We start from the raw sequence: 13,501 nt of genomic DNA on the forward strand, positions 1-13,501 counted from the left end.
AATATCAATATAAATATAAACAAAATCTTTCTTTTAGTAAATTTATATTTTACAAAAGCATAGAAATCGTTATATATTTACCTAGCAATAATTTATTTTGCTAAAATTTTGCCTAAGTTTATTGCCTCTTCTAATTCTTTTTGACTTGGTGCTTCTTTTACTGAAATGGTATCTATTAAATTGAATCCATAACCTTGCATTCTAGTTGACCATTCTTTCATAAATTCACCGTTATCCCAGCCGAAAGAACCAAAAAGCACAAGGTCTTTATTTTCGTTAGATATCAATTCAAATTGTTTTATAAAAGGTTCCATTTCTTCTTGCTCAATTCTATTATTATCCATAGAAGGGCTTCCAAATGCTACTGCATCTGCCGAAGTTACATCTTCTAGGGTTGCTTCATGTACATGTTTAACAACTACAGTTGCTCCTGCTTCTTTAGCTCCCTTAAATATACGATCAGCTAATACTTCCACATTGCCCCCATTGCTCCAATATATTATTGATACTTTTTTCATAAATTCACCCTCTTATAATTATTTTAGGCAAAATTAGTAGATTTTAATTTTAACAATTAATATTTATCTACATCTCCATTATATACTAAAGATGACTTTTTTCAAGTTTAAATATATACAATAAGAAAGAAAAGTAATTATGTAATTATATTTACTTTAATTTATAATTCGCTAAATAAACAAAGTCTCCTAGATTAAATCCCAGGAGACTTTGTTTATTTGCTCTTCCACCCTTTAGTATTCTCAGTTATAACATTAATTATATTATCTACTGCATCTTTTACTGGACTTTGTTCCATTGCTTTAATGTATTTTGCCTTATTTTTATATACCTCATTAATTTTTTCCGATATTGTTCCTTTTTTTATTTCTTCCTCTTCAATAACCATACTGTATCCACTTTTAAGAAATGACCCTGCATTTAAAATTTGGTCACCTCTACTAGATCTTTTTGAAAGAGGTATTAATATATTAGGCTTTTTAAGGGCCAAAAGTTCATATATAACATTTGCACCAGCCCTTGAAACTACTACATCAGATATTTTTAGCAAATCAGGTAGTTCTTCACTTAAAAATTCAAACTGTTTATATCCTTTTTTATTTTTTAAAGTTTTATCTATATTATCTTTGCCACATATATGAATAATATCATAAGATTCTAGTATTTCATTAATTTCAGCCCTTAATGCGTCATTTATAAATTTAGAGCCTAGGCTACCACCTATAAATAAAACTATGGGTTTGTCACCATTAAGTCCCACAAATTCTAATCCTTTTTTAGAACTACCTCTGAAAAGTTCTTCTCTTATAGGTGTTCCGGTAAGTACAGCCTTGTCTTTTTTTACATATTCTAATGACTCTGGAAATGTAAGACAAAGTTTAGTACAGTAGGACGCAGATATCTTATTTGCAAGTCCTGGTGTCATATCCGATTCATGAGCAATTACAGGGATTTTATTAAGATAAGCACCTATAACCACAGGCACAGATACAAATCCACCTTTTGAAAATACTATATCCGGCTTTTCATTTTTTATTATTCTAAAGGCCTCCATGACTCCTTTTATAACCTTAAAAGGATCTGTAAAATTCTTTATATCAAAATATCGTCTAAGCTTTCCACTAGATATTGAATAATAAGTAATGCCACTATCTTTTATTATTTGTTTTTCTATTCCTTCCTTACTTCCGATATATTTAATTTCATAACCTAAAGCCTTTAATTTTGGCACTAATGCAAGATTCGGGGTAACATGTCCAGCAGAGCCACCACCAGTCATAATTATTTTATAATGGGGCAAAGAATCATCTCCTTAATATAATGCTAATTATAATTAAGATTTAGCCTTTTTAAGCTATATCTATTAATAATTTTTATACGATGTCAGAAAACTCTGTACTTATTTTATCCTCTATGTTTTCACCTATTATAGTATACCTTTTTTCTTCTTTAATTTCTATTATATTCTTCGGAAACATTATAGTGAATTCACTTCCTTTATCAACCTTGCTTTTCACTTTAATGGTTCCCCCCATAATTTCCACTAACTTTTTAACTAAAGATAATCCAATACCTGTACCTTCAGCCCTTCTTGATAAAGAACTATTTACCTGTGAAAATCTATCAAATATAAAGTTAATTTTATCTTCTGGTATGCCTATTCCTGTATCTCTTACTTTAAGGTATACATTTCCATTCACAAAGCTTAATTCTACTATTATCTTATTCCCTTCTGGGGTAAACTTTATAGCATTAGACAACAGGTTTAATAATATTTTTTCGTATTTTTCTTTATCCATGGTGACCATTTGTTCTTCCTTTGAAGTATCAAATATAAGGTCTATATTTTTAGATTTTGCATAATGATTTATAGAGGTTACTATATATTCTGTAAGTGCCACTATATCAAAATTTAATTCATCCAAAACTATGAATCCTGCCTCTGCTTTAGATATATCAAGTATATTATTTACAAGTTTTAAAAGCCTTGCACAGTTTTGTTCTATTCTAGATAATGTTTTATCAATATTAGGGCCAATTTCTTTAGGGTAAATGTTATAGGCTAATTGAAGTGATGAATAGATTATACTAAGTGGCGTTCTAAGTTCATGGGATATCACAGTAAAAAATTCATCTTTTAACTTAGTTACATTTTCAAGCTCCATACTATGGTTTATTTCTTCTGTAATATCAGAGGCATAAATACATATACCTTTTATATCTCCATCTGCAAATTTATAAGGTAAGAATTTTATTTTATAAAACCTATCTTTATCATAACAGTCCTTTATGCAATAAGGAGAACAAGTATATTCTTTTCCTATTTTTCCACAAAACTCTAAGGCCTTCTCTATACTATCATCTTCGACATTCTGAAAGATATCATTCCAATAACTATTTAATATAGTCACCTCTTTTTTATCATTAAGAACATATTTTATGAAGTCTTCAAAGTTTTTATTTGCAACTCTAATTTTTAAAGATGGATAGTTTAAAACAGCCATTGGAATATCTACATTATCAACCAAATCTTTTATAAAGTTAGTCTGATCTTCTATAAACATTTCATGCTTTTTTATTTCTGTAATATCCTTTACTGTAATTATAGTGTATAACACCACTTTATTCTCATCTGTTACAGCTTCACTACTAAAGTCTATATACTTTACAGTGTTACTTTCTTTGTCTGTAATTTTCATAACTAAATTCTTAATATTTCTTGCATTTTCCAAAGCATTTTTAATATAATTTTCAAATTGGAAGTCATTTACAATTAAATGTTCAAATACAAATCTTTTCACTATTTCTTTAAAAACAAACTCTTTTTCATCATTTATATCAAATATGTTGTAGATAGCTTTATTACAAAAGTCAAACTTATTATTTTTATCTAAAACCATAAGACCTTCTGATATATTGCTTATTACATCTTTTAAATATATAAGATGCTTCTTTTCTCTTCCTCTTAATATTTCTATTATGTTACATTTAGCCTTAAGTTCCGTAGACAAACCTATAAAATTTTCTCTTTCTTTTACAATTCTTCGGTTTTCTATATATTCATTAGTTATATTAGAAAAAGAAATAAGTGACCCTTTTATTACATCCCCATTCATTAAAGGCATACTATTAATAGAAAATATACTTACCTTTCCCTTATATTCCTGTCTTATAATTAGCTTTTTAAAATCAACATCTTCTAATATGTTTCGTTTTGAAATGTTCTTTTCCTGAAAATCATTATGATCAGTTATAATAGTTATACTTGGATGATTAAATATATCGAAAACATTATTATTTTTACCTTCATTAGAATAACTTAAATATAAACCTTTAGCTAGTTTATTATAATTAGTTATATTACCTTCTCTATCTACTATAAGTACATAATAAGGCAAAGCTTCTATTATTGATTGCACTATATTATCATTATATATATCCATAATTATTGCCCCTTTTTATATTTATTTCTACTTATCTTTATAAATATAGTTCTTTAAAAGATATCTTTTTCCTTCTAAAAATAACCATATTTGATACCTAAGTTTCTCTATAAAAAGCCAAATAAAAACAAATATATTTAGTTAACAACAATTTTCACGTTTATTTTATAAAAACCAACATAAACTTTCCTTCATATATATTAAAAGCTTTATCTTCGTATATCTTATCTAAAAGACTCAATTACTATTTGAATATTGGAGTACCCATTATACTCATTTATACTTGGGTAAAAAATAAGATCTAAATAAATATTGTTTGGAGCCCCCTTATACAGATTTTCTAATTCTGTTTTTTTATACTTAGATATTATTGTGGCCTCAAACTTTTCTATATCTCCAAAGTATATTCCATTAAAAGCTTTTCCATTTTCTGATTTAATGCTTAATCTTAATACATTTTGTTTCTTCCCTAAAATGTCACCTTTAATAAGCTTTAAGTTTTTATTTGCAAAAAGTGGCTTAGTATTTCCTTTACCAAAAGGCTCTAAACTCTCTATTTCATAAATAAGTTCATGATTAATATAATCTAAAGGAAGTAGCATATCAACTGTAACCTTTGGTATTAGATCCTCATCTTTTAGATTCGTATTTTTATTTAACTCTTCCCTTAGTTTTTCTATATTGTTTATGTTTAGAGACAAACCTGCAGCCATAGGATGTCCTCCAAATTTATAAAATAAACTTTTACACTTTAATAGTTCTAAAAACATATCATATCCTTCTATAGATCTTCCAGATCCCTTTGCACCTTCATAAGACTTTGTAATAATTATAGTAGGCACATTGTATTTTTCTCTTATTCGTCCAGCTATTATACCTGCTAAGCTTTCATGTACGTCTTCTATATATATAACAAATACTTTTTGATTTTTTATTTCTGTGGTTTCAACTATCTCTATAGCTCTTTCTACACCCATCTTTGTCATATCTTTTCTTTCTTCATTAAGTAAAAATAATTCTTTAGCTAGTATCGAAGCCTCTTCTTCCGTATTTGATAAAAGAAGTCTTACACCTCTTTTTGCATTATCTAGCCTTCCTGATGCATTTATAGAGGGCCCTATTACAAAGCCTAAGTGATAAGTTGAAATCTTCTTTCCTTCTATTCCAGTTTCTTTTATCAACGCTTTTAATCCTATATTAGAGGTTTTATTAATCATATCTAATCCATTTTTAACAAATATCCTGTTTTCCCCTATTAAATCTACCACGTCACATACTGTTGCTATAGCTACAAATTCTATAAGCTTATAGGCCTCTATCTTTTCAATCTTCATTTCATTGAAAAGTGACTCTATAAGTTTAAATGCAACTCCTGCACCACATAGCTTTTTAAACTCATAGTTACAATCCTTTTGTTTTGGATTTATTATAGCATCTGCTACTGAAGATATATATTCTATCTCACCATCCTCCTTTTCTAAAAATGGTATGTCATGGTGATCTGTTACTATTATTGTTAAACCAAGCTTTTTACCATATTCAATAGTATCAATAGCCGCTATACCATTGTCACAAGTTATAATTGTATCTATACCATCTTCCTTTGCCTTCTTCATTATGTTAATATTTATACCATACCCATCTTTTATCCTGTCTGGTATGTCATAATCTACATTAGCATTACACTTTTTAAGAGCTCTATATAAAATATAAACGCTTATAACTCCATCTACATCATAATCCCCGATAATTCTTATCTTCTTGTTTTCTTTTATCTTCTCTTTTAATATATCTATAGCTCTTTTTATATCCTTCATACCCTCTGCATTATGAAAATTTTTCAAATCAGGTTTTATGAAAGATTTTATTAATTTATCCTCTATAATATCTCTATTTATAATAAGCTTCATTATAAATTCACTTACTCCATACTTTGAAGCTAAGTCTTTATAATTTACTTTTTTATTTTTTATAAACCATTTTTCCAAGCTTATTTCACCTACCAAATTAGATTTTTATATATCCTAATAGAATTATACCTTATTTTTATACTTTACTCCTGAGGCTTTTTATATTTTTATAAAAATAACGCAAAAAATAAGCACTTATCTATAATTAAGTGCTTATTTAAATAAATCATTAAATATTATATAACATTTCCTCTTTTAATTGTTCTACTTTTTCTTCCTCGCAAAGTCTACTTAGTATAGAAAATGAGAACTCTAAAGCTGTTGCAGGTCCCCTACTTGTGAGTATATTCAAATCTTCAACTACTGACTCTTCCTTGTATATTGAGTTTCCAAGCTTATCTCTAAATCCTGGATAAGACGTAACTTTAACGCCTTTTAATATACCCGCCTCTTCTAAAATGATAGGCGCTGCACATATTGCTGCCACAAGCTTTCCATTAGCATAAAATTCCTTTACTGTTTCTATTACTCTTGTACTGTACCTTAAATTTTCTGCACCTGGCATCCCCCCCGGAAGCACTACTGCATCATATGTTTTTAAATCATCATCCATTATATTTTTATCTGCCTTAACCACAATGCCATGACAACCTTTTACATACTCATCTTTAATTGAGCAAGTATCACAAATAATCTCTGCTCTTCTTAGTACATCTACCACTGTCAATGCTTCAATTTCTTCGAAGCCCTCAGCTAAAAACAACAAAACCTTTTTCATAAACCTTTCCTGATATTGCAGGAAATTTCACCTCACTTATTTTTATTTAAAATTAAATGTTCCATAATTCTTCACAGGTGGTTGAAATTGCTAAAGCCCCCGACTTTAGTGCTCCCATAACATCTTTTTTGCTACTAACAAGTCCACCTGCTATAATTGGAACCTTTAATCTATCTACCATACCAGTAATGATATCTCCTACTATTCCTGGCATAACCTCCACAGCATTGGGTTTAACATCATTAATATTTTTTATCCCTGTAGCTAGGGATAAAGAGTCTACTAAAAACACTCTTTGAACAGCATATAAGCCTATAGCCTTAGCATGCTTTATATTAGAAGGTTTAGTAGTTAATATACCCATAGGCTCTACATATTTTTTAATAAACTCTACGCCTATATGGTCTCCTTTAAGTCCTTCAATAAGATCAATATGTATAAACACAATCTTACCTTTATCCTTTAAAATTTTACATATATCACTTATGTTCATTATATTTCCATACAAGACAAACACTATTAAAACATTGCTTTTAAGCACATTTTCTAAATCTTGTTCATTTCTTATAGCTGCTATTACTGGGTTTTCTATAAGTAACTCTTCTATTTCATTAAAAGATACCTTTTTCATACCATTCTCCTAACATCATTTTAATTTTATATCTTTTATATACTCGCCGGTACTGATAGCCATTATATTATTTCCTCTTCCAGCCCTGTTTTGAAGTTTTATATTTTCTAATTTCACACCTTCTTTTCTCCCACTTGAGGATAATAAATTTATACTTTTTATGTTAGTTGTAAAAGCTATTTCTTTATTATAGCATAATTTACTATTTGAATCATCAGAATTTTCTGTCAAGGTTCCAAAAACAACCTTGTCTTCTTCTTTTAGACTTATTCCTGTTACCCCAGATGCAACCTTACCCATTTCTTTTATACTGTTTGAAGTAAACTTAATTCCCATAGCCTTCTCAGTTACTAATAATATTTCTTGATTTTGATCCTTACCAAACTCTACAGTAACAAGGGTATCATCTTCATATTTGTATTTATAAACTTGGGTTTCTATATACTCGCCCTTTAATTCTTTTATATTAGTCTTTTTAATCATTCCTCTTTTAGTAAAGAAATACATCCATATCTCTTCATTAAAATCCTTTGAAGATAAGATATTAAGCACTTTTTCTTTACCCTTTAAAAATGTGTCTACTAAATCTTCTATATTTATAGTAGAATCTTCTATATTTCCAATCATAAATCCTGGGATCTTATATGCAAATCCTCTATCTGTAAATATAATTATAAATTCCTTACTATTGGTTAATACCTTTTTATATGTTGAAGCACTATTTTTTTTGAAGGATTTTAAATTTCCCTGTGGATTTACTCCAATTATCATTTCTGAATACTTCATTTCTTTACAGTATTCAGCCTTAATTATTTCATCTTCTTTGCATAATAAAAATAATTGTTGTCCCAAAACATTTCTATCTGATTCCTCAAGCTTTGGTTCTTCTAAGTCAAAATTAAGGCCTTTTTTAGTAATTATATTAATAAAGCCTTCTTCCCTATCTTTTTTTACAAGCTTAACATCTATTAAATAATCTTCTTTTTTTAGTTTTAATGCAGAATACCTAGAATAATTTGTTTGAAATTTATCTAATGAGGTCTTCTTAATGTTTCCTTTGCTTGTTAAAAACATAAAGTCTAAACTTGATGAAAAGTTTTCAATAGAATAAACATCTATTATAGTTTCTTCATCTAGATTAAATGATCTTATAAGAGAATCAAGTCTTACTCCATTATCTTTCCATTTACGTTCTGGTAAATCATTGCCTCTTATTTGGTACATTTGACCCTTATTTGTAAAAACTAATATTGTATCTTTAGTATTAGATTGAAATAAGAATCTCCCAGCATCGCCTTCTCTATATTCTATATCACTAATATCACTATTTATTCTATTATAAGATTTCATAGGAACCCTTTTTATAAATCCATCCTTAGAAAGAGTTACCATAATATCTTCTACAACTAATAATTCTTCTAAATCGATCTTCCCTTCACTATCATCTTCTACTATTTTTGTTCTTCTTTCATCACCATAGGTATTTCTAATTTCCAAAAGCTCGCTTTTTATAACTTTTAATAGTTCCTTCTCATTTTCTAATATATTTTTTAATGATTTTATAACCTTTGAAAGCTCTTTATATTCTTTTTCAAAGACTTTTATTTCAAGCCCTGTAAGTCTATAAAGCATCAGTTCTAGTATAGCCTCTGTTTGTTCCTTAGAAAATTCGAATCTTTCTATTAAGTTGTTTGAAGCATCTTTCTTTGATTTAGAGGCTCTTATAATAGATATAATCTCGTCCATAGCGCCAACAGCCTTAATAAAGCCCTCAACTATATGAAATCTTTTTTCGGCTATATTAAGTTCTCTTTTAGTCCTTCTTATAACAACTTCTTTTTGATGATTTACATAGTGCTTTAATATAGATTTTAGTCCAAGGGTCTCTGGTTTACCGTTAGCTAGAGCTACCATATTAAAATTAATATTGCATTGTAGATCTGTCTTTTTAAATAAATACTTTAATACCTTTTCTGCATCTTCATATTCCACAGTCTTTTTAAGTTCGACTACTGATCTTACCCCTGTTCTGTCTGACTCATCCCTTATATCTACTATGGATTCTAAATATTTCGCATGCTTTTTATCTCCAGTCATATCTGAAATAGCTTGAAGTATCTTTGATTTGTTTTTTCTATACGGAAACTCTGTTATAATTATACCAAGTCTTCCATTTTCTAAAGTTTCAATGGATGTTTTAGCCCTTGACGTTACCTTTCCCTCACCAGTTTCATAAGCTGCCAAAAGAGACTCTTTACCTAGGATTATTCCTCCTGTTGGAAGATCTGGTCCCTTTATATATTCCATAAGTTCTTTTGTTGTAATATTTTCATCTTCCATAAGTTTTATGCTTGCATCTATAACCTCTTTTAAATTATGAGGTGGTATATTAGTAGCTAAGCCAACTGCTATTCCAAAGGCCCCGTTTACTAAAAGATTTGGGTACCTAGAAGGTAAAACAGTAGGTTCAAACTCTGTATCTGAATAGTTTAATGCCATATCTACTACGTCTTTATCTATATCTCTAATCATTTGAAGTGCAAGTGGAGTGAGCCTTGCTTCTGTGTAACGCATAGCCGCTGCTCCATCACCATCCATACTTCCCCAGTTTCCATGACCATCTATTAGTTTATACCTAGTACTGAAATCCTGAGCTAGTATGGTCATAGCATCGTATACTGAAGTATCTCCGTGAGGATGAAATTTTCCTAAAATATCCCCTACTATTCTTGCTGATTTAAAGTAAGCCTTATCTGGAAAAGCCTTTAAAAGATAAGCTCCATAAAGTATTCTCCTATGAACAGGCTTAAGGCCATCTCTTACATCTGGTAGTGCCCTATCTTTTGCAACTTCTACTGCATAAGGTAGATAGTTTTCAGGCATAGCTTCCTCTAATGGAACCTCTATTATATTATTATCTTTTGGAACAACAAATTTTTTTGCCATAAATCTCAACCTCACTAACTTCAATTACTAGTTTTAAATACTAATATATCATTTTATTAAAACTCTGCATATTTGTACATATAATTTTTCCGTGGTTCAACTATATCTCCCATAAGAAGAGATACCATCTTTTCTGCCTTAGCAGCATCATCTATAGTAACCCTGTGGAGGGTCCTTGTCTCAGGATTTAATGTAGTTTCCCATAGTTGGTCTGGATTCATTTCTCCAAGACCTTTATATCTTTGAATTAGAGAGCCTTTGCCTATTTGTTTTTTAACTGCTTCTAATTGTTCATCACTATAAGCATATTTATGAACCTCGCCGCCTTTTGCCATCCTATATACCTTGTACAATGGTGGCTGAGCCAAATATAAATGTCCATTAGTTATAAGTGGTCTCATATATCTATATATATAAGTCATCCAAAGTGTTCTTATATGATAACCATCTACATCAGCATCACTTAATATAATTATTTTATCGTATTTTAAATCCTTTTCTTTGTAATTATCTAAAGTACCTACTCCCACAGCTGTATTAAATATCTTAAGTTCTTCACTTGCTATAACATTTTCAAGCTTTTGCTTTTCAGTGTTCATTATTTTACCCTTAGATGGCATTATAGTTTGAAACCTTCTGTCTCTAGCTTGCTTTGCACTTCCTCCTGCGGAATCTCCTTCTACTACAATAAATTCACTAACTGTCTTATCCTTCAGTGTACATACAGCTATTTTACCTGCTAGAGGCGCTGTTCCTTTACCTATTTTTTTCTTTTCTGCATCATTTATCTTTCTTATTTTTTCTCTTCTTTGTGCTGCATCTAAAGCATTCCCCATTATATTTTGTGCAAGTTCCTTATTATCCTCTATCCATTCCTTAAGCTTTATATATGTAAGCTCATTCATCATTGTATAAGCTTCAGCATTTCCAAGCTTTGTCTTAGTTTGTCCTTCAAACATAGGATTGTTTATTTTTATTCTTATTATGGCGGTCATACCTTCTCTAAGATCATCGCCCTCAAATTCTTTGTCCTTATCTTTTATAAGATTTAACTTTTTTGCCCATTCTTTAAAAACCCTGGTCATTCCTGTTTTAAATCCAGTCTCATGGGTTCCAGCTTCCGTAGTTGGTATATTATTTACATAACTTGCTATATGATCTGTGGTAGAATCTGTGAACTGTATACAAACTTCTGCATACATATTTATTTTTTCCACACTTTTTTCTCCTTGAAAAAGAATAGGGGTGTTATGAATTGGCGTTTTGCTTTCATTTAAATACTTTATAAAATCTAATAATCCATTTTCAGAAAAGTAATCTTTTTCTATAGACTCTTCTTGCCTATTATCTATAAGTTTTAATCTTATTCCTTTGTTTTGAAATGCAAGTTCTCTAAGTCTTTCATCTATTATGTCAAAGTTAAAATCTATATTACTAAAGACCTCTTTATCTAATAAAAATGTAACTTTAGTTCCTGTCTTTTTGCAACTTCCAACAACCTCTAAATCTGATACTGTAGTCCCAGGCATCTTTTTCTTTAACTTTTTATCCATAGCATAAGCAAATTTTTGCCTGTAAATTTTAGAGTTTTGGTACACTTCAACTTCCATCCATTCTGATAGTGCATTAACTACGGATGCACCAACCCCATGCAGTCCACCTGAAGTTTTATAATTCTTATTATCAAATTTTCCTCCTGTATGAAGTTCAGTAAATACCATCTCCACTCCAGATTTTTTCTTTAAAGGATGCATTCCTGTAGGTATACCTCTTCCATCATCAATTACACTAACGCTTTTATCCTTATTTAAAATAATAGTAGCTAAGCTACCATATCCGTTAGTAATCTCGTCTATAGCATTATCTAGTATCTCCCAAATACAATGATGCAATCCCTTAGAGCCTGTAGACCCAATATACATTCCTGGCCTTACTCTTACAGGTTCAAGCTTTTCAAGAGATGTTAAATCAGATACATCGTATACTTCTGTCTTTTGTTTTTCTATATCCATACTATACCTCCAGGGCTAAATTATCTTCAAACCAATTTTTAAGTTTGTTTACTCCATCATCTATACTCTTTATGTCTATAAATGCTTCAAAGTTGTGACTCTTAGAAGAATTTTTGTACATAGGATCGTAATATTTAAGCATAAGCTCTTCTGATACTTTTTCATACTCTTTATTGTTTATCATATCTTTATATTTATCTATGTTTTTTTCATTTATATATTTCTTCATATTTTCTAATGCCTCAATTATTTCTATATTAGCATTAGGTGCCATTGTATAATCATTTATTAAGTTTTCTGACCTAAAGCTGATACTTCCATCAATATATATATGATAACCATCTCTCATGGCACTAAATATATAATCAGGTATTATGGTTTTTCCTATTCTTTTGCTTTCACCTTCAACAAATACGTAGCTTCCCTTTTTATCCTTTAACTGCTCGTAAATTAAAGTTTCAAACATTTTTTGGCTACTTGGTGCTCCAAGTCCTACGCTTCCTAAAAGTGATCCTCTATGATTGGCAGCACACTCTAAGTCTAGCACATTAAATCCTATATTTCTTAGTTTTTCTAATATTTTAGTTTTTCCGGTACCTGTCTTACCATGTATTACTATGTATTTAATATCTTCATTAACTGATGGTAACTTACGATTTATAAATTCTCTGTAACCCTTATATCCACCTTTAAGCTTGCATGTAGTAACCCCAAGAGAGCTTATCAAAGAACTTATGCTTCCACTTCTCATTCCACCTTTAGCACAAAAAAACACAAGTTTTTTATGGGGTTTATGAAGTAATAAAATCTCATCATATATGTATGGAAGTTTTTTTGAAACAGCTTCTATTCCAATACGTTTTGCTTTTTCTACACTTTCATTTACATATATATATCCAATTTGTTCTCTTTCTTTATCATCAAATAAAGGTATATTTACAGCACCTGGTATAGTAGCTTCACTAAACTCTTTAGGTGATCTTACGTCAATTATTATATATTCTTCTATTTTTTCTAATACTTCACTATATTCAACAAGCTTAACCATTTTACCTCCATTAATTGTAAGTCTATTTTTCCCATACTAATTACCTCCCTAACCTAATATAGCTTTTAAGATTAAGGTTAGGCTAATCAGGGCCACAAAGGCCAGAATACTGTTTACAGTATAAACCCTAACTTAAATCATGTCAAACCTACGTTCTTATGTGTCTAAGCCCAGTACTTAAAGGAAATAGCAGTTTTTATTATATCATATTTTT

The 13,501-nt window shown here is 29.6% G+C and carries 9 protein-coding genes; all 9 read right to left on the bottom strand.

What is annotated here, in order from left to right; genetic code table 11:
* Nucleotides 1-92 precede the first annotated feature (92 nt).
* Entirely contained in the window at nucleotides 93-518 is a 426-nt protein-coding gene (locus BV55_RS0114385) for a flavodoxin (protein ID WP_029453510.1), read from the bottom strand.
* A 215-nt stretch (nucleotides 519-733) separates the two neighbouring features.
* On the bottom strand, nucleotides 734-1,798 hold the full coding sequence (locus BV55_RS0114390) for an undecaprenyldiphospho-muramoylpentapeptide beta-N-acetylglucosaminyltransferase (RefSeq protein WP_029453511.1): 1,065 nt from the start codon (nucleotides 1,796-1,798) through the stop codon (nucleotides 734-736).
* A 94-nt stretch (nucleotides 1,799-1,892) separates the two neighbouring features.
* On the bottom strand, nucleotides 1,893-3,962 hold the full coding sequence (locus BV55_RS0114395) for a PAS domain-containing sensor histidine kinase (RefSeq protein WP_029453512.1): 2,070 nt from the start codon (nucleotides 3,960-3,962) through the stop codon (nucleotides 1,893-1,895).
* Between the two features lie 224 nt (nucleotides 3,963-4,186).
* The gene (gene recJ / locus BV55_RS0114400; RefSeq protein WP_029453513.1) at nucleotides 4,187-5,950 is read right to left on the bottom strand and encodes a single-stranded-DNA-specific exonuclease RecJ; all 1,764 of its coding nucleotides are present in this window, start codon (nucleotides 5,948-5,950) and stop codon (nucleotides 4,187-4,189) included.
* A gap of 151 nt (nucleotides 5,951-6,101) precedes the next feature.
* Nucleotides 6,102-6,650, bottom strand: a complete 549-nt coding sequence (locus BV55_RS0114405; protein ID WP_029453514.1) for a DJ-1 family glyoxalase III — start codon at nucleotides 6,648-6,650, stop codon at nucleotides 6,102-6,104.
* 52 nt (nucleotides 6,651-6,702) lie between these two features.
* A complete protein-coding gene (locus BV55_RS0114410) occupies nucleotides 6,703-7,281 on the bottom strand; it encodes a glycerol-3-phosphate responsive antiterminator (RefSeq protein ID WP_029453515.1) in 579 nt (192 codons plus the stop codon).
* A 15-nt stretch (nucleotides 7,282-7,296) separates the two neighbouring features.
* Nucleotides 7,297-10,227, bottom strand: coding sequence for a DNA topoisomerase IV subunit A (locus BV55_RS0114415; RefSeq protein ID WP_029453516.1), 2,931 nt, complete (start codon nucleotides 10,225-10,227; stop codon nucleotides 7,297-7,299).
* A gap of 56 nt (nucleotides 10,228-10,283) precedes the next feature.
* Nucleotides 10,284-12,239 carry a DNA gyrase/topoisomerase IV subunit B gene (locus BV55_RS0114420; RefSeq protein WP_029453517.1) on the bottom strand — a complete coding sequence of 652 codons (1,956 nt, stop codon included), beginning with the start codon at nucleotides 12,237-12,239 and terminating at the stop codon, nucleotides 10,284-10,286.
* Between the two features lies 1 nt (nucleotide 12,240).
* A complete protein-coding gene (mnmH, locus tag BV55_RS0114425; protein ID WP_029453518.1) occupies nucleotides 12,241-13,287 on the bottom strand; it encodes a tRNA 2-selenouridine(34) synthase MnmH in 1,047 nt (348 codons plus the stop codon).
* Nucleotides 13,288-13,501: the final 214 nt, after the last annotated feature.

It is taken from the genome of Clostridium algidicarnis (assembly GCF_000703125.1).
Lineage (GTDB): Bacteria > Bacillota > Clostridia > Clostridiales > Clostridiaceae > Clostridium_L > Clostridium_L algidicarnis.

Bases quoted from the DNA above. Each gene is read 5' to 3' on its own strand.
- BV55_RS0114385 (WP_029453510.1), bottom strand. From the start codon at position 518: ATGAAAAAAGTATCAATAATATATTGGAGCAATGGGGGCAATGTGGAA.
- BV55_RS0114390 (WP_029453511.1), bottom strand. From the start codon at position 1,798: ATGACTGGTGGTGGCTCTGCTGGACATGTTACCCCGAATCTTGCATTA.
- BV55_RS0114395 (WP_029453512.1), bottom strand. From the start codon at position 3,962: ATGGATATATATAATGATAATATAGTGCAATCAATAATAGAAGCTTTG.
- BV55_RS0114405 (WP_029453514.1), bottom strand. From the start codon at position 6,650: ATGAAAAAGGTTTTGTTGTTTTTAGCTGAGGGCTTCGAAGAAATTGAA.
- BV55_RS0114410 (WP_029453515.1), bottom strand. From the start codon at position 7,281: ATGAAAAAGGTATCTTTTAATGAAATAGAAGAGTTACTTATAGAAAAC.
- BV55_RS0114415 (WP_029453516.1), bottom strand. From the start codon at position 10,227: ATGGCAAAAAAATTTGTTGTTCCAAAAGATAATAATATAATAGAGGTT.
- BV55_RS0114420 (WP_029453517.1), bottom strand. From the start codon at position 12,239: ATGGATATAGAAAAACAAAAGACAGAAGTATACGATGTATCTGATTTA.
- mnmH (WP_029453518.1), bottom strand. From the start codon at position 13,287: ATGGTTAAGCTTGTTGAATATAGTGAAGTATTAGAAAAAATAGAAGAA.